The organism is bacterium (genome assembly GCA_016702305.1).
GTDB lineage: Bacteria > Electryoneota > RPQS01 > RPQS01 > RPQS01 > JABWCQ01.
The window spans coordinates 985,065-1,006,277 of the sequence record JADJEH010000001.1 but is presented as its reverse complement, the minus strand read 5'-3'; the positions used below and the strand labels follow the sequence as shown (position 1 = coordinate 1,006,277).

General features: G+C 58.1%; 22 protein-coding genes and 1 tRNA gene. 22 read left to right on the top strand and 1 reads right to left on the bottom strand.

Annotation, left to right across the window (positions count from 1 at the left end):
- Positions 1 to 8 precede the first annotated feature (8 nt).
- The 10 genes from IPH10_04355 to IPH10_04310 all read left to right on the top strand — a co-directional run bounded on the left by IPH10_04355 (position 9) and on the right by IPH10_04310 (position 9,581).
- Positions 9 to 542: a translation initiation factor IF-3 gene (locus IPH10_04355; protein MBK6910153.1), complete on the top strand. Its 534-nt coding sequence runs from the start codon at positions 9 to 11 to the stop codon at positions 540 to 542.
- A 19-nt stretch (positions 543 to 561) separates the two neighbouring features.
- On the top strand, positions 562 to 759 hold the full coding sequence (gene rpmI / locus IPH10_04350; protein MBK6910152.1) for a 50S ribosomal protein L35: 198 nt from the start codon (positions 562 to 564) through the stop codon (positions 757 to 759).
- Between the two features lie 83 nt (positions 760 to 842).
- Entirely contained in the window at positions 843 to 1,193 is a 351-nt protein-coding gene (gene rplT / locus IPH10_04345; GenBank protein MBK6910151.1) for a 50S ribosomal protein L20, read from the top strand.
- Between the two features lie 99 nt (positions 1,194 to 1,292).
- Entirely contained in the window at positions 1,293 to 2,315 is a 1,023-nt protein-coding gene (gene pheS, locus IPH10_04340) for a phenylalanine--tRNA ligase subunit alpha (protein ID MBK6910150.1), read from the top strand.
- Between the two features lie 6 nt (positions 2,316 to 2,321).
- Complete coding sequence (locus IPH10_04335) at positions 2,322 to 4,706, top strand: phenylalanine--tRNA ligase subunit beta (GenBank protein MBK6910149.1); 2,385 nt, start codon at positions 2,322 to 2,324, stop codon at positions 4,704 to 4,706.
- 26 nt (positions 4,707 to 4,732) lie between these two features.
- The gene (gene zapB / locus IPH10_04330; GenBank protein MBK6910148.1) at positions 4,733 to 4,990 is read left to right on the top strand and encodes a cell division protein ZapB; all 258 of its coding nucleotides are present in this window, start codon (positions 4,733 to 4,735) and stop codon (positions 4,988 to 4,990) included.
- 19 nt (positions 4,991 to 5,009) lie between these two features.
- The gene (locus IPH10_04325; GenBank protein MBK6910147.1) at positions 5,010 to 5,330 is read left to right on the top strand and encodes a cell division protein ZapA; all 321 of its coding nucleotides are present in this window, start codon (positions 5,010 to 5,012) and stop codon (positions 5,328 to 5,330) included.
- 312 nt (positions 5,331 to 5,642) lie between these two features.
- Positions 5,643 to 7,214 carry a ribonuclease Y gene (gene rny, locus IPH10_04320; protein MBK6910146.1) on the top strand — a complete coding sequence of 524 codons (1,572 nt, stop codon included), beginning with the start codon at positions 5,643 to 5,645 and terminating at the stop codon, positions 7,212 to 7,214.
- Complete coding sequence (locus IPH10_04315; GenBank protein MBK6910145.1) at positions 7,204 to 8,013, top strand: YmdB family metallophosphoesterase; 810 nt, start codon at positions 7,204 to 7,206, stop codon at positions 8,011 to 8,013. The genes rny and IPH10_04315 overlap by 11 nt, the downstream gene beginning before the upstream one ends.
- Positions 8,010 to 9,581 (top strand): amidohydrolase, encoded by a 1,572-nt coding sequence (locus IPH10_04310; GenBank protein MBK6910144.1) that lies wholly within the window; start codon positions 8,010 to 8,012, stop codon positions 9,579 to 9,581. The genes IPH10_04315 and IPH10_04310 overlap by 4 nt, the downstream gene beginning before the upstream one ends.
- Here the strand turns inward: IPH10_04310 and IPH10_04305 are convergent.
- The gene (locus IPH10_04305; protein MBK6910143.1) at positions 9,574 to 10,542 is read right to left on the bottom strand and encodes a GDP-mannose 4,6-dehydratase; all 969 of its coding nucleotides are present in this window, start codon (positions 10,540 to 10,542) and stop codon (positions 9,574 to 9,576) included. The two genes, IPH10_04310 and IPH10_04305, sit on opposite strands and share 8 nt — an antisense overlap.
- A gap of 239 nt (positions 10,543 to 10,781) precedes the next feature.
- Between IPH10_04305 and IPH10_04300 the strand changes: the two genes are divergently transcribed.
- The 12 genes from IPH10_04300 to guaA all read left to right on the top strand — a co-directional run bounded on the left by IPH10_04300 (position 10,782) and on the right by guaA (position 21,195).
- Positions 10,782 to 10,855: transfer RNA gene (locus tag IPH10_04300), tRNA-Met, on the top strand.
- A gap of 84 nt (positions 10,856 to 10,939) precedes the next feature.
- The gene (locus IPH10_04295) at positions 10,940 to 11,797 is read left to right on the top strand and encodes a class I SAM-dependent methyltransferase (GenBank protein ID MBK6910142.1); all 858 of its coding nucleotides are present in this window, start codon (positions 10,940 to 10,942) and stop codon (positions 11,795 to 11,797) included.
- Positions 11,790 to 13,112: a tRNA lysidine(34) synthetase TilS gene (tilS, locus tag IPH10_04290; protein ID MBK6910141.1), complete on the top strand. Its 1,323-nt coding sequence runs from the start codon at positions 11,790 to 11,792 to the stop codon at positions 13,110 to 13,112. The genes IPH10_04295 and tilS overlap by 8 nt, the downstream gene beginning before the upstream one ends.
- Before the next feature lie 61 nt (positions 13,113 to 13,173).
- Complete coding sequence (gene hpt, locus IPH10_04285; GenBank protein MBK6910140.1) at positions 13,174 to 13,662, top strand: hypoxanthine phosphoribosyltransferase; 489 nt, start codon at positions 13,174 to 13,176, stop codon at positions 13,660 to 13,662.
- A 74-nt stretch (positions 13,663 to 13,736) separates the two neighbouring features.
- The gene (ftsH, locus tag IPH10_04280; GenBank protein ID MBK6910139.1) at positions 13,737 to 15,542 is read left to right on the top strand and encodes an ATP-dependent zinc metalloprotease FtsH; all 1,806 of its coding nucleotides are present in this window, start codon (positions 13,737 to 13,739) and stop codon (positions 15,540 to 15,542) included.
- Positions 15,542 to 16,162 (top strand): hypothetical protein, encoded by a 621-nt coding sequence (locus IPH10_04275; protein ID MBK6910138.1) that lies wholly within the window; start codon positions 15,542 to 15,544, stop codon positions 16,160 to 16,162. The genes ftsH and IPH10_04275 overlap by 1 nt, the downstream gene beginning before the upstream one ends.
- Positions 16,140 to 16,703, top strand: coding sequence for a GTP cyclohydrolase I FolE (gene folE, locus IPH10_04270; GenBank protein ID MBK6910137.1), 564 nt, complete (start codon positions 16,140 to 16,142; stop codon positions 16,701 to 16,703). The genes IPH10_04275 and folE overlap by 23 nt, the downstream gene beginning before the upstream one ends.
- Positions 16,690 to 17,556, top strand: coding sequence for a dihydropteroate synthase (folP, locus tag IPH10_04265; protein ID MBK6910136.1), 867 nt, complete (start codon positions 16,690 to 16,692; stop codon positions 17,554 to 17,556). Before folE ends, folP begins: the two co-directional genes overlap by 14 nt.
- Positions 17,543 to 18,034, top strand: coding sequence for a ribosomal protein S18-alanine N-acetyltransferase (rimI, locus tag IPH10_04260; GenBank protein ID MBK6910135.1), 492 nt, complete (start codon positions 17,543 to 17,545; stop codon positions 18,032 to 18,034). Before folP ends, rimI begins: the two co-directional genes overlap by 14 nt.
- Complete coding sequence (locus IPH10_04255) at positions 18,024 to 18,887, top strand: acetyl-CoA carboxylase carboxyltransferase subunit beta (protein ID MBK6910134.1); 864 nt, start codon at positions 18,024 to 18,026, stop codon at positions 18,885 to 18,887. The genes rimI and IPH10_04255 overlap by 11 nt, the downstream gene beginning before the upstream one ends.
- A complete protein-coding gene (gene surE / locus IPH10_04250; GenBank protein ID MBK6910133.1) occupies positions 18,884 to 19,657 on the top strand; it encodes a 5'/3'-nucleotidase SurE in 774 nt (257 codons plus the stop codon). The genes IPH10_04255 and surE overlap by 4 nt, the downstream gene beginning before the upstream one ends.
- A complete protein-coding gene (guaA, locus tag IPH10_04245) occupies positions 19,654 to 21,195 on the top strand; it encodes a glutamine-hydrolyzing GMP synthase (protein MBK6910132.1) in 1,542 nt (513 codons plus the stop codon). The genes surE and guaA overlap by 4 nt, the downstream gene beginning before the upstream one ends.
- Positions 21,196 to 21,213: the final 18 nt, after the last annotated feature.

Below are 21,213 nucleotides of genomic sequence, written 5' to 3'. Positions count from 1 at the left end.
GAGGACTCCTGCGCACCCCACCCCCCACGACCAAGGCTAATTCCACTCGCATCAACGAGCATATCATCGCGCCCGAGGTGCGGGTCATTGGCAGTGACGGAGAACAGATCGGGGTAATGCATCCGGCGAAGGCGCTGGAGCTGGCGCGGGCGGAGGAGTTGGATTTGGTCGAGATTGCGTCGGCTGCGACTCCGCCGGTGGTGCGGATCATGGACTTTGGTAAGTTCAAGTACAGCGTCGCAAAGAAGGATAAGAGTTCGCGCAAGAAGTCAGCGAGTTCGACGCTCAAGACAATCCGATTGTCACCTTCGACGGACGATCACGATTTACTAACGAAGGCGCGGATGGCGCGGCGGTTCATTGAAGAAGGTTCGAAGGTCAAGGTCTCCATCTGGTTTCGCGGGCGCATGATTACTCACCAGGAGTTTGGCGTTCGAATGATGGAACGCATCGCGCAGGAAGTGGCGGACGTTGCCAAAGCTGAGGCGCCTCCGAAGATGGAAGGCTCCAATCAGATGATGATGATGCTGATAAGAAAGTAAACTGAAGATAGAGGGCGACATGCCGAAGATGAAATCCAAGCGCGCGATGGCGAAGCGCTGCAAAGTAACGGGTTCGGGCAAGGTGGTGTTCTACAAGACCCGCCGTCGCCACAAATTGACTCACAAGACGACCGCGCAGAAGAACCGTTTGACGGGCACGCATGAGTTTGTGGGTGGTGAGCTTGCCAAGGTCAAGAAGATGATGGCAATGGCGTAGCCAGTTTGAGTGGTGGTTCCATTGCGCCGTCGCAATAGTTGGAATTTTCGATTTGGATTTTGATTTTTCTGTAGGAATACACAATGCCAAGAGCTACTAATAATCCGGCGACACGCCGCCGCAAGAATAAGGTCTTCAGGGCCGCCAAGGGGTATATCGGCCGTCGCGGCACACTGATCCGCGCGGCGACGGAGACGGTTGAGAAGGCGTGGGCGCGCAGTTTTGGCGACCGTCGCAAGAAGAAGCGCCTGTACCGCAATCTGTGGGTGGTGCGCATCAATGCGGCTGCACGTGAGCATGGCCTCAGCTACTCGCGATTTATCAGCGGGCTGAAACAGCAGGGAATCGCCCTCGACCGTCGTCAGCTTGCCGAATTGGCCGTGAGTGACCCGCAAGGATTCAAGCACTTGACCGAGATGGTCAAGGCGGCGTAAGCCGGCTTCCTTTCGGTTCGGCCCAATCTTGTGTTTCTGTTGACGGGCGATCCCTGCACCGCAGGGGTCGCCTTTTCATTTTTTGGGGTATCACTAATGTTGCGCGAAAGTATCGAACAACTGCGGCGTGAAGCGAGCGACGCACTGAATCAAGCGGGCGATCTGGGCGCTCTGGAACAGGCGTCCATCAAGTATTTGTCACGCAAGGGGCTCGTCGCCAGCCTGTTCAAGCAGCTTGGGCAAGCGACGGTCGAAGAGCGGCCGGCGCTGGGGCAGCTTCTGAACGAGTTGAAACAGGAGCTCGAGGGGCAGGAAGCCTTGCGCAAAGCGGCGCTCACGCCAAAGGCCACGGGACCAAGTTTCGACACGACGCTGCCGGGACGTTTGCCGTGGATTGGGAGCTATCATCCACTGACTTTGGTGATGCGGGAAATCGTGGACATTTTTGCGCGCATGGGATTTCGTGTGGCCGACGGTCCGGAAATTGAGCTTGTGAAATACAATTTCGATATGCTCAACACGCCGCCGTGGCATCCGTCGCGCGACGAAAGCGACACGATTTATATGCCGAATGGATTCGTGGTCCGTACGGAAACGTCGCCGGTTCAGGTGCGGACGATGGAGCAGCAACAGCCGCCGATTCGCATTATCTCGCCTGGCCGAGTGTATAGGCGCGACAGACCGGATGCTACGCATTCGCCGATGTTTCATCAGTGCGAAGGGCTGTACGTGGATAAGGGCGTGACGATGGCGGAGTTGAAAGGAACCCTACTGTTCTTCTACCGCGAATTGTTTGGCCATGACACCAAGCTGCGTTTCCGTCCGCATTTCTTTCCGTTTACGGAGCCTTCTGCGGAGGTGGATGTGTCGTGTCCGTTCTGTCACGGGACTGCCTGCCGGATTTGCAAGCAAACCGGATGGCTGGAGATGGGCGGCTGCGGAATGGTGGACCCGAACGTATTGGAAGGCGTAGGCTATGATACGGAGACTTATACAGGCTATGCGTTCGGCTTGGGAATTGACCGCATCGCCATGCTGCGCTTTGGGATACCGAATATTCGATTGTTGACGGACAACGACGTGCGTTTCTTAAGTCAATTCAGCGGCCTGATGCCGCGCTAACGCGATATGCTAATCAGCTATTCCTGGCTTTCCGAATTTGTTGATCTGCCCGTTTCTCCGGCGGAACTGGGCGATGTCCTGACAATGCTTGGTCTTGAGATTGAAGCGGAGGAGACATTCCGCCCGGCGTTGACGAATGTAGTGGTGGGTGAGGTCGTCGAATGCGCACCGATTATCGGAACGGATCACCTGTCCATTACGAAGACGCGGGTCGGCGCGGAGACGTTGTCGATTGTGTGCGGCGCGCCCAATGTACGCGTGGGTCTGAAGACCGCGGTGATGCTGCCGGGTTCCGTGACGGCAGCAGGGATGCAGATCAAGAAAGCGAAACTGCGTGGGCACGAGTCGTATGGGATGTTGGCCTCAGAGGAGGAACTGGGTCTGGCACATTCGCACGCTGGAATCATGGAGCTGCCCGCGCATTGGGAGGTCGGCGCTGAGGCCGCGCGCTATTTGAATGTGCCGGATACGGTCTATGATGTTGAGGTGACGCCAAACCGTCCCGACTTTCTGTCGCATATCGGCGTGGCGCGCGATGTGGCCGCGAAGTACAAACTCCCATGGAAACGTACACCGGCCACGATCGTTGAAGGCGCACGGCGTGCGGGCGATTTCGTGCAGGTGTTTCTCGATGCGCCGTCGGCCTGTCCGCGCTATATGGCGCGCGTGTTGACTGGCGTGAAGATAGGACCGTCGCCCTTCGCGATGGCACTGCGGCTGCTGCGGTGCGGCATACGGCCGATTTCGAATGTAGTAGATGTGACCAATTATGTGATGCTGGAGAGCGGCCAGCCGCTGCACGCATTTGATGCGCGTTACCTTGGGGGATCGGAAATTCGCGTGCGCTATGCGGCGGCGGGCGAGTTGTTCACGACGCTTGACGGAAAAGAGCACAAACTGACGGCGCAGGACCTGTTGATTGCCGACGCCCGCCATGGCGTGGCGCTGGCCGGCGTGATGGGCGGTTTGAACAGCGAAATCCGTGAAGATACGACAGACGTTGTGCTGGAATGCGCCTACTTTGATCCGGTGCACGTGCGGCGCACTGCGAAGTCGCTGGGGATGTCCACGGATTCGTCGCGGCGGTTTGAGCGCGGTTGTGATCCGAATCAGGTGCCGTTGGTGGCTGAACGCGCGATTGGACTGATGCAGGACTGGGGCGGTGGTGAGGTTTGGCAGGGAGGCGTTGACGCCTATCCGCGGACGATTACTCCAGTCGAGATCTCGTTTCGCCCGGAGCGGGCATCACGGGTGATCGGGCGGGCGTATGATCACCGCGACGTAGAGGATATTCTGACCCGTCTGGGGTGTGAGGTCAAGTCAGGCGGCGACACTTGGACTGTGAAAGCACCGACCTATCGGCCTGACCTTGAACGGGAGATTGACCTGATCGAAGAAGTCGTGCGCGTGCACGGTTACGACCAGATTCCGACTGAAGAGGTGAGCAAGGTCGTGCTGGCCGGACAGGACCACCCCGACCACCAGACCCGGCGCCAGGTCGAGGACATTTTGGTCGGAGCGGGATTTCAGCAGTGTTTGTCGCTGGCGATGTGGAATCCGGAACCGCGCCTCGACCCACCCGGTTTGCCCGCCGGAGTCCCGGTGGCCAATCCGGTGACTGATGAGATGAAGTTCTTCCAAGGGAGTGTCTTGCCACCGCTGTTTCGCGCCGCCGCCGCGAATTTTGAACGGGGTGATCGTGATATACGGTTGTTTGAGACGACTCGGGTGTTCCGGGAAGGGACGGCAGACGATCCGCGAACGTGGGAGCGGCGCGTTGTGGCCGGCCTCTTGACCGGACGGCGCATGCCCTCCCATTGGAGTTCAGCGAAGGATAGCGTGGACTTTTTCGACCTAAAGGCTGTTCTTGAGTTGTTGGGGAGCCGGCTAACGCTTGACAATTGTAATATTAATTGCTATGCTCTTGATACTTCGGGGCTTCTGACCGGTGAAATGCTGGTCGGCGGTGAACGGGCAGGCGGTTTCGGGATTTGGCCGAAGACAGTGTGTGGGCCGCTTGACCTTGATGCCGACGTTGCTTGGTTTGAACTGGAATTGTCAGTTCTCGCTAAGCACCGGCTTGGCACGGCACGGTTTGCGGCGCTGCCGCGGTTTCCGCTGGCTTGGCGGGATCTTGCTGTCGTGGTGGATACGGAGGTTGAGTATCGGGTTCTGGACGGCACAATCCGGCAGGCGGCAGGGGAGTGTCTGACGTCCATAGCGCCGTTCGACGTATTCGTTAGCGATAAGCTCGGTGTGGGTAAGAAGTCCGTGGCGATGCGATTGGAGTTTCTGCATCCTGATCGCAGTCTTGACGCCGCCGAAGTGGATGGATGGATGCAGCAGGTGATTCAGGCATTGGCCGAGCGGCACGGCGCCGTTCTGCGCTAAGACATATCAGGACTCAGACAACTTACATGGACATTCAGACTCTCGACGCACTCGATCAGAAGATCGCCCGGTTGTTGGATAAGATGGCGGAATTGCAGGACGAGAATCGCCGCGTATCGGGCGAACTCGCGACCCTTCGTTCGGAATTTACCCAGTCGCAGAAGGATTTGGACGAGTCACGCCGCAAGTGCGATTCGCTGCTTGAGAATCAGCGTGACCCGCAGAAGGAAGAGCTGATTCGGACGCGAATTTCGGCGCTGCTGGAGAAGCTCGAAGCGGCATAGGCCGACCGACGAGCGCAGCATGAGCGAAGTTTGGCAGGAAAGCACGCAGGACGACGCGATTGAGGTGCGGATCTACGACCGTACGTATCGGCTTCGGCGAACGGCTGATCCACGGCACATGCAGATCGTCGCCGGTTTGGTGGACGAGCGCATGAAGCGCGCGCATTCGCTGGACCGCCACCGCGCTCCCGACGATCTCGCGGTGTTAGCTGCGATGCAACTGGCGCACGAATTGACGGAGGCTCAGGCGGAGCTTGAGCAGCTTGAAACGCGGCTGAAGGAGCGAGCGCGGGAGATGGAGCGCTCGCTAGATGAAAAACTGCGCGAACTGGGAGCATAGCTCCGGTTTCGTTTGTATATGGTGTTGTCATGGAGGAGTCGCTGGGCACTTTGTTGCTCATGGAATTCGTTGCTTTGTAATCCCTGTTTTGGCAGTTTCTTGATTCAAGAACCATTAGTCAATGAATAGGGAGTTCATCTCTGGCGTCTATTGCAAGCCTAAGCCCGTTCACGGGTTCCCTTCCGCCTTGAGCGGTCGCGGATAGTGGAAGCAAGAACCGTGCAGGAGAATTCCCAACGTGTCGTACCAGGTTCTTGGTACCACGACTGCCATTCAGGGATTCTTTTTATATAGCCGGGGAGAATCCCATACATGCTTGAAGGTAACATCTATCTTATCGTTGCGCTTGCCGCTGGCTCCGGCATCGTAGCGTTTTTGATTGGTTGGTTTTTGAGCCGGGCGATAACGCGTGAGCGTTTGCAGGCATCGCAGCAGGAAGCTGAACGCATTCTGGCTGATGCTCAGAAGGAAGCGGACACTCTGTACAAGGAACGGATGCTCGAACTGGGCGCCGAGCAGTTGAAACTGCGGACGGCGCTGGAGAACGAGATGCGGGAGGCCAAGGACGAACTTTCGCGTCAGGAGAGGTCATACAAGGATCGCGACGCGCACTTGCGGAATCAGCGCGACGACGTTGAGAAGAAGCGCAAGGAAGTGGATCGTCTGCTGGGGCAGAATACGCAAAAAGAAAAGAAGCTCGCCGAGCAGGAAATCGAGCTTGAGGATACACTGAAACGGGCGCAGGCGGAGCTTGAGCGGGCGGCGGGATTGTCAAAGGACGACGCGCTGGAGCAGTTAAAAGAGTCGCTTTTGGCGGAGGCGCAGAACGCGACTTCCGAGCTCGTCAAGAACATGCGCGACGAAGCGAAAGCCACGGCCAATCGCGAAGCGCGCGAAGTTATCGTGTCGGCGATTCAGCGTTCGGCGGCCGATCACAGCGTGGAAAGCACAGTGACCGCCGTGCACATCCCGAACGACGAGATCAAGGGCCGAATCATCGGGCGTGAGGGTCGCAACATCCGGGCGTTTGAACAGGCGACGGGTGTGGATATTATCGTTGATGACACGCCGGAAACGGTGGTCGTCTCGGGCTTCGATCCGTATCGCCGGGAGATTGCGCGGCTGGCACTCGAACAGATGATGTCGGATGGCCGCATTCATCCGCAGCGCATCGAGGAGCTGGTCAAGAAGATAGAGAAGGAGATGGAGGAGAAGCTGATGCAGATCGGCGACGCGGCCTGCCTTGAGGCAGGCGTGACGGGTCTGCATCGCGAACTGATTAAGCTCGTCGGACGGTTGAAGTACCGCACGAGTTACGGTCAGAATATCCTGCATCACTCCGTTGAAGTCGCGCATTTGTCGGCACTGATGTGCGCACAGTTGGGTTTCGATGCGAAGATGGGGCGGCGCGCGGGACTGCTACACGACATCGGCAAGGCGATAGACCGCTACACGGAGGGCACCCACGTCGAAATCGGCGTGGAGTTGGCTAAAAAATACCGTGAACCGAAGATTGTGATCAACACGATTGCGGCGCATCACAACGACACCGAGTTCATTTCGCCGATCGGAGTGCTTGTCCAAGCGGCGGATGCAATATCGGGCGCCCGTCCTGGTGCGCGGCGGGAAACGCTGGAGCTTTATGTCAAGCGCCTCGAGCAGCTTGAGCAGATTGCTTCTGGTTTCAAGGGTGTGCAGAAATCGTTCGCGATTCAAGCTGGCCGCGAGATTCGGATTATCGTGGAGCCGCAGAAGGTGAGCGACTCGATGGCGGAGATGCTGGCTTCGGATATCGCCCGTAAGGTCGAAGCCGAGCTTGAGTATCCTGGTCAGATCAAAGTAACCGTTCTCAGGGAGTTCGTTGCCACCGGCGTTGCCAAGTAAGCCGTCCGGCGCAAGCCGGTTATTATTCGTCGGAGATGTCTATGGAGAGCCCGGACAGCAGGCGGTCGTCGCGTTGTTGCCCGGGCTTCTTCGTGAGTCCGGCGCCGACATTTGCGTCGTGAACGCGGAGAATGCCGAGGGCGGCAAGGGACTGTCGCCGGGCGCGGTGCGCAGACTTTTCGACGCGGGAGCGGACGTGTTGTCCGGGGGCAACCATACCCTCTACCGCGACAAAGCACATGGACTGATTACCGAGAATCCGCGGATTCTGAGGCCGCTGAATTTTCCGGCTGAAGCTCCGGGGCGCGGGACCACGATTGTAGAAGTTTCGGTGCGCTTGCGCTGGGCGGTTCTGAATCTGATGGGCCGGGCGTTTCTGCCGCCATCGGATGATGCATTTAGAATGGGGAAGCGAGCGATTGAGGAATTGCGCGAAGAGACGCCCTTGGTCTTTGTCGATTTTCACGCTGAAGCCACGGCCGAAAAGCTCGCATTCGCGCGCTACGTGGACGGGCTGGCGACCGCGGTGATCGGGACGCATACGCACGTGCAAACGGCGGACGAGGAGGTTCTCCCCGGAGGGACGGCGTACTTGACTGACGCAGGGATGACTGGTCCGCATGGTGGAGTAATCGGGATGGATACGGCCAGTGCGCTGCATCGATTCTTGAATCCGATGGGCGGCGGGAAATCGGGCGTTGCCACCGGCAGCGTGCGGTTGCACGCCGTTTTGATTGACGCCGATCCGACGACCGGGAAAGCGCTGGCGATTCAGCGCGTGCGCCGGGACATAGATTGATGAATGTTCGAACGATTGTGGGGAAGTGCTGGCTTGGCGGCGAACAGACGGAACCGGCACGGATCCGGATTGAAAGCGGCCGCATCGAGGCGGTTGAGCGCGGTGTGTTTGATGATAGCGGCGTGGATGTGCTGCGGCTGGCGGGTGACCAGGTACTGCTCCCGGGATTTCACGATGCGCATGTGCATTTGATTGTCGGCGGCTTGCAGATGGCGCAGATTGATTTCACGGGCGCTCATACGGTAAGCGCGGTACAGGAACGAATCGCGGACTACGTGGCGCGGACCAAACCCGAGCGTGGGCAGTGGGTGCTGGGCTTTGGCCTTGAGCAGACGGAGGTGACGGTGACGCGCGTGGACATAGATCGCGTGCTGCCTGATCGTCCGTTTTTTGCGTGGACGCATGATCTGCATTCCGCTGTCGCGAATTCGGCCGCGTTGATTGCGGCGCGCGTGGATGGATCGTCGGCGAATCCGGCAGGGGGTAGTTTCGATCGGGGAGCGGATGGCAAACTGAGCGGGATGCTGCGTGAATCAGCGGCCTACCATGTTCGGGAGGCGATTCCATCGGCCGACGAGGCGGAATGCCGCCAAGCGTTTTTGCGGGCACAGGACCACGCGCTCTCCCTTGGCATCACGACGGTAAGCGATAGCGTGCGACCTGACTTGCTGGATGCGTATCTGAACGTTGCGGATTCGGCGGACCAGATTGTGCGCATGAATATTTGGCGCGTGACATCGTCATTTGATATTGATGCGGACCGTTTTCAGCCGCGCGAATCGGCGCAGTTTCGATCGCGCTGTTTCAAGGGGTTTACAGACGGCGCACTGGGATCGCGCACGGCCTCGTTCTGGGAGCCCTACAGCGACGACCCGCACAACGCGGGGACGCTGCTGGTCCGCGAGGGCCCGTTGGCGCGATTTATTCGTGCGGCGCACAAAGAGAGTTATCAGATTGCCATGCATGCGATCGGCGACCGAGCCAATAGCGTGGTATTGGACGCGATCGAAATGGCGACATGCAATGGTGTTGGTCCGGAATTGCGGCCGCGAATAGGGCATTGTCAGAACTTGCGCGAACGCGATATCGACCGCTTCGCGAAGTTAGGTGTGATCGCCTCAATGCAGCCGATTCACTGCACGGCAGATATGGGATTCGTCCGGGCACGGATCGGCGAAGAGCGCGAGACGCGGGCATACGCCTGGAAGAGCCTGTTGCGAAATGGGGCGATGCTGGCGTTCGGGAGTGACTGGCCGATTGAAGATATGAGTCCGATTGCGGGAATTCATGCGGCCGTGACGCGGACGCGGGCGGATGGTACGCCGCAGGGCGGCTGGCATGCGGAACAGTGTATCGAGGTGCGTGATGCTGTGCGCGCCTATACGACGGGCGCGGCCTACGCGGCGGGGTGGGAAGATAGAATTGGCAAGATTGACGCTGGATACTTCGCGGACCTCTGCGTCTTGTCGGGTGATCCGTTTACAACCCCTCCGGAAAAGCAATGTGCGCTCACGGTGGAGCGCACATTGGTCAACGGTAAGACGGTGTATGAACGGGCTGCTAACTAAGGTCATTGGCGCGCATCCAGGCGATGAAGTCGCGGAGGCCGTCGTCAAAGTTGACCTCATGCCGGAATCCCAAATCGATCTCTGCCAAGGACGTATCAGCAAAGGTCTGGAAGACATCACCGGGCTGGTGCGGTTGGCGGTCAATCTTGAGCGGATGACCGACGCCTGCTTCGATACCTGCTAAGAGGCGATTGAGTTCGACGGGCGAGTGCGATCCCAAGTTGAAAATGCCATATCGGCCTGCCGCTCCATTGACCCAGTTTAGTGCGCCGGTGATACCGTTCACGATGTCGTTGACATGAGTGTAATCGCGGCGCGACGTGCCGTCCCCGAAGACTGGAATCGTCTCGTCATTCAGGGCACGATGGACGAATTTGCGGATGGCGAGATCGGGCCGTTGGCGTGGACCATACACGGTGAAGAAGCGCAGACAGGCAATCGAGAAGCCGTACAGGTGCGAATAGACATGGGCGATGACTTCGCCGGCCTTTTTTGTAGAGCCATACGGACTGAGTGGGCGATCAGTGTTGTCGGATTCGCGGAATGGGCCGCCGTCGCGATCTCCGTACACAGATGAACTCGACGCGAAGACGACTTGCTTGACGCCAACGGCGCGGCACAGTTCAAAGAGTCCGACGGTCGCATCAATATTGACTTGCGCATAGAGTTCAGGCTGTTCGAGTGAGGGGCGCACGCCCGCCCGGGCCGCAAGGTGAATCACAGCGGCGATCGGCTGCGCACGCAGCGTGGTCGCGAGCAGCTCGCGGTCGCGGATGTCGCCTTCCACGAGCATGAAATTGGGATGCACGCGACAATCGGCGAGATTGCGTTCCTTGAGCTCACGCGGATAGTATGGATCAAAACTGTCGTACGCGCAGACGCTGTGCCCGGCTTTCAGCAGGGTTTCACAGACATGCGAGCCGATGAATCCGGCGCCGCCGGTGACGAGATAGTGGTTCATCGAAAGTGGGGTTTAGACCGAATCTCCGTGCAAGAGCGAGGCCAGCTCAAGATAGGGGGTTTTCAGCATTGAGTGCAAGTCGGGCACGGCTCTTCGGGTGGTGTATCATAAGTAATTGCTTAGGAATGGTTTAGGTGTTATCGGCCGACTTTGGCTTGCTCCGAGTGGGAACTTGACAAATAGCCCAAGTGGTTGTAAATTTGTTGTTCTGACGGTTCGCCGCAGGCGGCCGTGAATGGGGCGGAGTAGCTCAGTTGGTTAGAGCACGGGAATCATAATCCTGGTGTCGGGGGTTCAAGTCCCTCCTCCGCTACACGTTTTCGAGCATAGCCGCCGGGACCAATCCGGCGGCTATGTTTATTTTGGAATGGAATTTCTGAATCAAGCACGAGACGACATGAGCAGTACGACTCCTCTGGCCAAGCGGTTAGCGTATATTTGCGTACAGTGCGGTGGTGCTCTGGGGGCCAACCGTGAGTGCAGCGCGTGTGGGAAAGGCTACCCGGAGCATTCGGCGACGGGGACGCCGGTATTCGTGAGCGATCGCTCTCCGCTGGACGTGCCGGAGATTCTCGGTTATCATGTGCGCGAGGCGGCGCTTGACTTGCAAGTGGCCAATAGCCACTGGGCGACCGGAGCGTTGCGGCAACTGCTTGACAAGACCGACGGCAAAACGGTCTTGAGTTTTGGCAGCGGCGACGGTGGTGACCGGAGTTGGCTCGAGCACGCGGGGTATGACCTCGTGTGTTTTGATATCTATCCTGGCCCCTATACGGATGTTGTGTGTGACGGTCACGAGCTTCCGTTTGCGGATGGACAGTTTGACATCGTTGTGTCCACGGCGGTGTTTGAGCATCTTTACAATCCGTTTCAGGCGGCGCGCGAGATTTTTCGTGTGCTGAAGCCGGGTGGAGCGTTGATCGGCTCGGCGGCGTTTCTGGAAGCGTATCATGCGAATTCCTATTTTCACATGAGCCATCTGGGTCTAACCGAGGTTTTTACACGGGCGGGTTTTGAGGGGCTTGAGATTCATCCGGGCTGGTCGTACGTCGAGTCGCTCAATGGCCGCTTCTGGGTTTGGAACAACGTGAAGTTCATTAGTAAGCTCACTCGGCCTTGGCGCAGGTTGCGGTACAAATTCGGGATGCTGCTGTGGAAGCTGGCCTACGGCTACAAGGGACGAACGGTGCCGGACCGCGTGCGCTTGGGATTTTCCGGGTCGCTCATCTTTCGCGCGGTGAAGCCGAGTGCATAGCAGCGTGACGCAGAGTCTGGCGGCGGTCGGGGCGGACGAGCGTCTGTTGCTGGCGGTTTCAGGCGGCGGCGACTCACTGGCGATGCTGAACTGGTTCGCGGGACAGGTTCAGTGGCGCGGCCGCTTGGTTGTGGTGCATGTCAATCACGGTTTACGAACTGACGCCGCCGAAGTTGAATACAAAGTCCAGCGTGCGGCTCAAGCGCTGGACATTTTGTTTGTATCCAGACCAGTGGACGTGGCAGGTGAGCTTGCGCGGCGGGCCGAGAGCCTTGAGGCGTGTGCGCGGCGTCTGCGTTACAGCGTGCTGGACGAGCTGCGGATGCAAACCGGCTGTGCATTTGTCGTGACTGCCCATAGTCAGGATGACGATGCCGAGACGGTCGCGATGCGTTTGCGGAACAACTCGTCGTGGTACGAGTGTACAGGTATTCCGGCGTTGCGCGGAACGATCCTGCGCCCCTTCTTAGCCGTCCGACGAGCGGAATTGCGGAAGTTCCTGCGAGCGGACGAGTGGACCGATACGGACCCAATGAACCGTGATTTCAGGTTCCCCCGGGTTCAGGCCCGAGCGCGGCTCGCCTCGGGTGAGGGAGTGGCCGGTCTCCTGGCAATCTCGCTGACCCAGCACGGGCAAAATGTGCGAGACGTTGTTCAGCTTACTGAGCGTCTGGTTAAGTGTAGCATCAGTAATGACTTGAGCTTCTGTATTGAGCGGTCAGGATGCCTTGAGATTCTTCCGAAAAACTTGTATCTTGAAGATTTAGAGTTTATCTGTGGGGAATTGCGTTGGAAACGGCTGGCTGAACGGCCTGCTGATCGGTGGTCGGCCAAGCTGCGGCGACAGGTAATGCAGTTTCTCGCCGGGGGGGACCGGGAGAGTAGATTGACTCTGCCGAGTCACATCACGTTGCGGCGGGCCGGTGAGCATGTTTGGCTTGAACGCATGAAAGCAATCGCCGATGACCCGGGCCAAGGCGTGGTGGAGATTGTCACGCCATCGGCATTTGGAGAGTATATCGGCGGGGTTTTAGCCGTCGCGAAGCACGAGTCCGACAAGATGTATGTGCGACCGTGGCGTCCCGGTGAGCGCTTTCGTCCGCGTAAACGGCGGTTGCGGAAGATCGCAGACTGGTTGGCGGATGCTCGCATTCATCCGGCGGTACGGGGGGAGTGGCCGGTCGTATGTATTGAGAATAGAATCGTGGCGGTGCCGGGCTTAGGCGTCAGCGAATGCGCGCAGCCACGCACGGGAGCCGGAACAACGCACCTCAAGTGGAGATCGAGAAGCACGCAGCATGAGCAACTCGCATGAAACGGTAATCTTAGGAAACCCGCCGCGCCGATTCCGTAGATATTTGTCAGAGGCGGATATCATGCGCGCGGTCAAGGAAACGGCCGCTCGAATCGAGCGGGAATACGCGGGGCGTGAACCGGTGTTCGTGGGTGTGTTGACTGGTTGCTTCATGTTTCTTTCGGATATTGTCCGCAACGTGAATCTTACGTGCACGGTGGATTTTATCAAACTCTCGTCGTACCGGGGTGGGATGGAGTCGGGCCGGATTCAGCTCATCAAAGACATCGATTGCGATATTCGCGGGCGCGACGTTATTCTACTCGATGATATTGTCGACACGGGCAACTCATGGGATTTTTTGCGGGATTACTTGATGGTTCGGCATCCGGCGAGTTTACGGATGGCGGCTTGCTTTCGGAAACCCAAGTCTGTTCGTTCAGGTGTGGAAGTAGATTTCATCTCACTGGATTTGCCGGATGAGTTTGTGATTGGCTACGGATTGGACTATGCCGGCGAGGGTCGCAACCTGACGGATTTATACATTTTGGACGATGAGTCAACATTGTGAGCGCAGACAAGTCACCCAATAACCCCAAGGGCCGCCGCCCGGATGACGACGAACCGCGCGTTGAGTGGCGCAAAGTGTCGCGGCTACTCTACGTCTTTCTGCTCATCCTGCTGGTTTCGATCGTTGTGGCGCAGCTGGTCTCGCAGCGCTCAGGCGAATCTCAGCTAACCTATTACGCGTTTGAGCAGGCCGTCGGCGAAGGCCGCGTGCAGTCCGGTCTGATCCGTGACCAGGTCTTTCACGGGAAGATGAAGGACGGGACAAAGTTCACGGTGACGCTGCCGCCGACGCTCGACAGCGAGCTATTGAATCGTTGGAAGGACGCGGGCGTCCAACTTGAATTCAAGTCGCGTCGTCCCGATATCGGTCAGTATCTGTTGGGATTACTGCCGTGGCTGCTGGTATTGGGGTTCGGGATTCTTATGATCCGGCGGATGTCGAACATGGGTCCCAAGGGATTGTTCCAATTCGGCAAGAGCAAAGCTCGTGTCTATTCGGAATCCGGACAGAAGATCACATTTGACAATGTAGCGGGCGCAGACGAAGCGAAAGAAGAGCTGCGGGAAATCATTGATTTCCTGCGCGAACCAAAGAAATTCGTGCGTGTCGGCGGTCGTATTCCGCGCGGTGTGCTCTTGCTTGGACCTCCCGGGACGGGCAAGACGCTTCTGGCCAAGGCGGTTGCGGGCGAGGCGGGCGTTCCCTTTTTCTCGATCAGCGGCGCGGAGTTCGTGGAGATGTTCGTCGGCGTCGGTGCGTCGCGCGTACGTGATTTGTTTGAGACAGGGAAGAAAAACGCGCCGTGCATCATCTTTATTGACGAAATTGACGCCGTCGGTCGGCACCGCGGCGCAGGATTGGGCGGCGGGCACGACGAGCGCGAGCAGACGCTCAATCAACTGCTGATTGAGATGGATGGCTTCGAGGAAAACGACGGTGTGATCCTGGTGGCGGCGACCAATCGTCCCGACATTCTGGATCCGGCACTGCTTCGCCCGGGACGCTTTGATCGTCAGATCGTCGTTGATCGCCCTGACGTTAAGGGCCGGCTGGCGATTCTGCAAGTTCATGCTCGCAACAAGCCGTTGGGCGATGATTTGAATCTCGAGGTAATCGCCAAGAGCACGCCGGGGATGTCCGGAGCGGAGCTGGCCAATCTCATGAATGAAGCGGCGCTGTTGGCCGCTCGCCGGGACGGCGACCGCGTCATGATGCAGGATGTTGAGGCGGCCAAAGACAAAGTGATGATGGGCATTGAACGTCGTTCCGTTGTGATACCTGAACGCGAGCGGCGCGTGACAGCCTATCACGAAGCCGGCCACGTGCTGGTGGCGCTGTTCACACCGGAAGTTGACCCGGTACACAAGGTCACGATTATTCCGCGCGGTCAGGCGCTGGGCCTCACGCACTTTGTGCCGCTTGACGACAAGCGGAGCTATTCGCGGCGCTACCTTGAAGGGCAATTGGCAACGCTGCTGGCGGGACGCGTCGCCGAGCAAGAAGTTTTTTCCGAGGTGACGAGCGGTGCGGCAAACGATCTGCAGCGGGCGACGGAGATTGCCAAGACAATGGTCACGCGCTGGGGAATGAGCGACAAGCTCGGCCCGATCACGTATGGTCAGAAGCACGAGGAAGTTTTTCTGGGCCGTGACTACACGGCGCAGCGGGACTTCAGCGATGAGACGGCGCATTCGATTGATCAGGCAGTGCGTGAATTGGTGGAAGGCGCCGAGCAGCGAGCGCGGCACATACTGACGAGCGAGCGCAGCCGGTTGGATCGTCTATCTAATGCCTTGGTTGAACGTGAGTCGTTGAGCGGCGATGAGATTCATGCGTTGCTCGACATCCCGCACAAGAACGGAACGGGGCAACAGGGCTGATGGATCATACGGAAGAACAACGGCTTCGGGATCTGATCCGCAAGGAGCTTGAGGCGCGGGAAGAGCTGCGCGGACGCGAGAAGTCGGTTGAAGTCAAGCTGACGACTATTGACGCCCTCGAGCGTCAGCGCATCATTGACGACGAAATCGAGCGTTACTACGCAGCGCGCGGGAACTACCAGCGGTTCGTCAATGAAGATGACGAAGTTGAATGGCTGACGGCCGAAGAGGTGGCCGATCGTCAGCGGCAGATTCCCGTGGACGTTGAAGAACTCGAAGAAGGTCAGCGCACCGTGCGCACGAATATCGTGATCATCGCAGTTGCGGCGTTCATAGGGTTGGCGTTGATGCTCTACGCGCTCCGGGCGCGGCACGGGAGCATTCAGGTTGTGGCAAACGTAGAGGGGGCGACGATTCTTCTGAATGGGCAACCAACGGAGTTTCGCACGGACCATGTGCTGAAGGATCTCACGCCGGGTATTCATGTGATCTCGGTCGTGAAAACGGGTTACGGGATCGTCGGCGATCCGGCCCGGAGTATTGAGCTTGAGGCGGGGGAAGAGGAAGTCGTTGTGTTCAAAATGGAAGAGACGCGTCGTGGTGGACAAACCCAGAATTGAGGCCGCAGTCCGCGAGATTCTGCAGGCGGTCGGCGAGAATCCGGCGCGCGGCGGGTTGCTTGGTACTCCGGAGCGCGTGGCTGAAATGTACGAGGAGATTTTTTCCGGAATCGGCGCGGATCCGGCGGACAAGCTTTCGCTTTATCCTGCCGACAACGCGACTGAAATGATCATTCACCGGGACATTCCGTTTTACTCCATGTGTGAACATCATTTGCTGCCGTTCTGGGGATTTGTTTCCATTGCATATATTCCAAGTGAATCTCAGGTGACAGGCTTCTCGGCGTTGGCGCGCGTGGTACGTGTCTTGGCGCAGCGGCCCCAGCTACAGGAAAGCATGACGACGGCCATCGCTGACACGCTTATGGATAAGCTGAAGCCAATGGGGGCCTTTGTCGTGATCCGGGCGCAGCATTTGTGTTTGATGATGCGTGGAGAGCGTGTGCACGGAAGCTGGACGGTGACGTCGGCGGTACGCGGCGCGCTCTCGAAACAGGCGACCCGGATGGAAGCTTTGCTGCTGATGGATGGCAAGTCTTAAATTGAGGACCTTTCGCCATCGGCGCGGCGTGCTTGTCTTTGGATTACGCACCAGGCTGATGGGGATCGTCAACATAACACCGGACTCATTTTCGGACGGCGGGCAGTTTGCTACTCGGGATCGAGCAGTTGAGCACGCTATGAGACTCATTGCAGAGTCCGCCGATATTATTGATTTGGGCGCGGAGTCCACACGGCCGGGGAGTCAGGGCGTGGAAGATGGCGAACAGCTTGAGCGCTTGCTGCCGGTGCTGCGGGAACTCCGCGGCCGCACAGAAATTCCCATTTCGATTGACACACGATCTGCGGTGGTGGCGCGCGAATGCCTCAAAGCTGGCGCCGACATCATCAATGACGTTGCCGGATTGCGGTCGGACGCAGCAATCGCGGACTACTGTGTGGAATACGGAGCGGGTCTCGTGGTCATGCACATGCGCGGTGATCCGGCGACGATGCAGCGCAACACGGAATACGCGGACCTGATTAGTGACGTGAGATCTGATTTACTCTTGTCGGTCGAGATCGCCATGCTTGCGGGACTGCAGCCCGATCATGTCATGGTAGATCCCGGACTGGGATTTGGAAAGTCATTTGATCAGAACTACAGTTTGATACGCCGCGCCGCCGATTTTCGCGGCGATTGCGCGGGAGTGTTGCTTGGACCTTCACGCAAGGCGTTCACGGGTGAGTTTTCGGGTCTTCCGGCGGCGCAGCGCCAGTTTTCGACGGCGGCAGTCGTGGCCATCGCGGCATTGTACGGCGGCGATGTGCTTCGAGTGCATGATGTTGCTGAGATGCGGCAAGTTACGGATATGTGCGACCGGTACCGCGAGTTAGATATTGAGCGCAATTGACCTCACCACGGCGGAATTGACCGCCGACCATCTGCACGACGTGCTGCGCATCGAGCAAGATTCCTTCGCCGACCCATGGTCGTTGAACGCATTCCGTAATTTTATCGTGCTATATCGTACCAGTTGGGTTGCGCTGGCGGACGGGCGCGTGGCGGGATACATTGTGACGCAATGGGTGCTGGATGAGATTCACATCCTCAATGTCGCCGTGGACAAATCCGCGCGGCGTGCGGGGGTCGGATCCTACTTGCTTGATTTTTTGTTTGAGCGCGCCGTGCAGCGCAAGATGAAGGATGTTTTTTTAGAAGTCCGCGAGTCAAACGAGGCGGCCCGCGCGCTGTATTCCCGTTATGGATTCGCGGAACTGGGAATTCGCAAGAGTTACTATCAGGACGGCGAGAACGCGTTGGTCATGCACCGGCGCGTACGCCGCAGTGAGCGCCCTGACGAGGCGGAAGGAGAGAGCGATGGCACTTGAGTGGCTGCGCCGCGAGCGCAATCCGATTCAACCTGAGCAGAAGAAAACGACCCAGGATACGCTGTGGGTAAAGTGCGAGAATTGCGGCGAAATCGTGTTCAAGAAGGAACTCGAAAAGCTGCAGCTCGTGTGCCCGAAATGTTCATTTCATTTTGCGATGCCCGCTGAGTCATATATTGACATGTTGGCCGACGAGGGTACATGGAAGGAATACGATCATTCGCTGCGACCACTTGATCCACTGTCGTTTAAGGACTCGAAGAAATACAGCGAGCGGGTCGTGTCCTCAATCAAAAGCACAGGCAAGAACGACGCGATCACGACCGGGTCCTGCCTCGTGGGAGGCTATGGTGCGGAACTGGGGATCATGGAATTCTCTTTCATGGGCGGGAGCGTCGGCAGTGTGGTGGGCGAGAAGATCTCGCGCGCGGTTGACCGGGCGATCGCGGACCGCCGTGCGCTCATTTTGGTATCGAGGTCAGGCGGCATGCGCATGCAGGAGGGTATGGTGTCGCTGATGCAGATGGCCAAAACCAGCGTGAAGCTGACACAGGTTGACGAAGCGGGGCTGCCCTATATCTCGGTGATCACCAATCCGACGACCGGTGGGACAACGGCCAGCTTTTCGATGCTTGGAGATGTGAATATTGCGGAACCGGGTGCATTGATCGGCTTTGCGGGGCCGCGGGTGATCAAACAGACGATTGGCCAGGATTTGCCACCGGGATTCCAGCGGAGTGAATTCCTCTTGGAGAAGGGATTTCTGGACGGTATCGTCAGACGGACGGACCTAAAACCGACGATCGCATTTTTCTTGAAGACATTTATGTCTGCGCAGACGACACACGCGTGATAATACTCATTTCGAACGACGATGGCATTCTCTCGCCGGGCCTGCATGCATTGGTGCGCGCAATGGCGGATTTGGCGCAAGTGTGGGTCGTGGCGCCGGATCGCGAGCAGTCGGCGGTCGGCCATTCCATCACGATCGCGGAACCAATTCGACTGTCCGACTATGTAGTCGGCGGAGCGTATCGCTCGTTTGCGGTGAACGGCACGCCGGCCGATTGCGTAAAGCTCGCGATTTCTGAGTTACTGCCGGAACAGCCGGCGCTGGTGATGTCGGGCATCAATCGAGGTGAGAATACGGGGATTTCGATCATCTACTCAGGAACGGTGTCCGCGGCAACGGAAGGGGCGATAAACGGTATCCCGGCGATCGCGATTTCGCTTGACTCTTTTACGCACGATGACTTTGGACCAGCGGCGGCAATCGCCCGGCGTTCGGCCGTGCAAGTTATGAACTCGGGTTTACCGGATCACACTCTGTTGAATATCAACGTGCCGGCATTGCCTGAAGACCGCATTCGCGGAGTCAAAGTCATGCGCCAGGGTCGCGGGCGGTTCAAGGAGAAATTCATGAAGCGGAATGATCCGCGCGGTCGCGTTTACTATTGGATGGACGGTCATAAACTGCCGCTGAACGAGACAGAGACGGACGGGACCGCGATCATGGAGGGCTACGTCGCCGTGACTCCCATACATTTCGATCTAACGAATCACAACGCACTCGCAGAAATCAGCGTTTGGGCGGATTCGCTGCATACTCCAACGACTGCATGAAGCACACAGAACGCATCGCGATTCTCGACTTTGGCGGGCAGACGACCCAGCTCATCGCGCGGCGGCTGCGCGAGCAGGGCGTGTACTGCGAGATTTTGCCTTACAACACGCGTCCGGACGACGTTTTGACCAGCGAAACGCGCGGTATCATCTTTTCCGGCGGGCCGTCGAGTGTGCATGCGGCCGGCGCTCCGTTTCCGGATGAATCGTTGTACGACTGTGATTTACCGCTGCTCGGAATATGCTATGGCATGCAGTTGATGGGCCGGCAGTTTGGAACGCCGGTCGTCAAGGGCACATCGGGTGAATTTGGACCTGCGCACGTTGAGTACTCTGATTTCGCGGATATGCTCGGCGGGATTTCTCAGCCGATGCAGGTGTGGATGAGTCACGGTGATCACCTGGAAGAGGTTGTTGCACCGCTTAAGCTGTCGGGAAGAAGCACGGCGGGGCTTGTCGCGGCCGTGCGTCACGCTGAACGTCCGCTCTTTGGGGTGCAGTTTCATCCGGAGGTAACGCATACCCCTGACGGCGCGGCGCTATTGCGCAATTTCGCATATGGGATTTGCGGCTGCAGCGGAGGCTGGAGCATGGAGTCGTTCATTGACGAAGCGGTGGCGGATATTCGGCAAACCGTGGGGTCCCAAAAAGTTCTGTGCGCGCTGTCAGGTGGACTTGATTCTGCGGTAACCGCCATGCTATTGCAGCGCAGCATTCCCGGTCAGGTGCTCTGTTTCTACGTCGAGACAGGTCTTGGCCGCTTGGGTGAACGCGAGCAGATTGAAACGACGTTTCGTGATCATGGCCATCTTGAACTCGAGGTGATAGACGCGTCGGAACGGTTTTACGCGGGACTAAAAGGCATAACCGAACCGGAGCAAAAGCGTAAGGCAGTTGGCCGACTGTTCATAGATGTGTTCCAGGAAGAGGCGGCCAGGCACCGCGATGTGTCGTTTCTCGCGCAGGGCACTCTCTATCCTGACGTAATTGAAAGCGTGTCCGTCAAAGGTCCGTCGGCGACGATAAAGTCACATCACAATGTAGGCGGACTTCCAGACACGCTGCACTTGAAACTCGTTGAACCACTGCGGGAGTTGTTCAAAGACGAAGTCCGGCACTTGGGTGAACTGCTCGGCTTGCCGCGCACGATCACGCACCGGCATCCATTCCCGGGTCCGGGGCTGGCTGTGCGCGTGCTCGGGGAAGTGACACGCGAGCGCTGCGATATTTTGCGTCATGCCGACTCAATATTTCTGCATGAGTTGCGTGCGGCGGAGTGGTACGACCAGACACGGCAGGCCTTCGCGGTACTCCTGCCGGTCAAATCCGTGGGCGTAATGGGCGACGAACGCACGTACGAGAATGTCTGTGTATTGCGCGCCGTGAACACCGACGACTTCATGACCGCGGATTTCACCCGCCTCCCTTACGATCTGCTTGGCCGCGCGTCGTCACGGATCATCAATGAAGTGCGCGGGATCAACCGTGTCGCCTATGACGTTAGCACGAAACCTCCGGCAACCGTGGAGTGGGAATAGCGATCTTTGCGACCTGAT

What these genes read in the sequence shown, in the direction of transcription:
- rpmI (MBK6910152.1), top strand. Translation starts at nt 562, where the DNA reads ATGCCGAAGATGAAATCCAAGCGCGCGATGGCGAAGCGCTGCAAAGTA.
- rplT (MBK6910151.1), top strand. Translation starts at nt 843, where the DNA reads ATGCCAAGAGCTACTAATAATCCGGCGACACGCCGCCGCAAGAATAAG.
- IPH10_04335 (MBK6910149.1), top strand. Translation starts at nt 2,322, where the DNA reads ATGCTAATCAGCTATTCCTGGCTTTCCGAATTTGTTGATCTGCCCGTT.
- zapB (MBK6910148.1), top strand. Translation starts at nt 4,733, where the DNA reads ATGGACATTCAGACTCTCGACGCACTCGATCAGAAGATCGCCCGGTTG.
- IPH10_04325 (MBK6910147.1), top strand. Translation starts at nt 5,010, where the DNA reads ATGAGCGAAGTTTGGCAGGAAAGCACGCAGGACGACGCGATTGAGGTG.
- rny (MBK6910146.1), top strand. Translation starts at nt 5,643, where the DNA reads ATGCTTGAAGGTAACATCTATCTTATCGTTGCGCTTGCCGCTGGCTCC.
- IPH10_04305 (MBK6910143.1), bottom strand. Translation starts at nt 10,542, where the DNA reads ATGAACCACTATCTCGTCACCGGCGGCGCCGGATTCATCGGCTCGCAT.
- IPH10_04295 (MBK6910142.1), top strand. Translation starts at nt 10,940, where the DNA reads ATGAGCAGTACGACTCCTCTGGCCAAGCGGTTAGCGTATATTTGCGTA.
- hpt (MBK6910140.1), top strand. Translation starts at nt 13,174, where the DNA reads ATGCGCGCGGTCAAGGAAACGGCCGCTCGAATCGAGCGGGAATACGCG.
- IPH10_04275 (MBK6910138.1), top strand. Translation starts at nt 15,542, where the DNA reads ATGGATCATACGGAAGAACAACGGCTTCGGGATCTGATCCGCAAGGAG.
- folP (MBK6910136.1), top strand. Translation starts at nt 16,690, where the DNA reads ATGGCAAGTCTTAAATTGAGGACCTTTCGCCATCGGCGCGGCGTGCTT.
- IPH10_04255 (MBK6910134.1), top strand. Translation starts at nt 18,024, where the DNA reads ATGGCACTTGAGTGGCTGCGCCGCGAGCGCAATCCGATTCAACCTGAG.
- guaA (MBK6910132.1), top strand. Translation starts at nt 19,654, where the DNA reads ATGAAGCACACAGAACGCATCGCGATTCTCGACTTTGGCGGGCAGACG.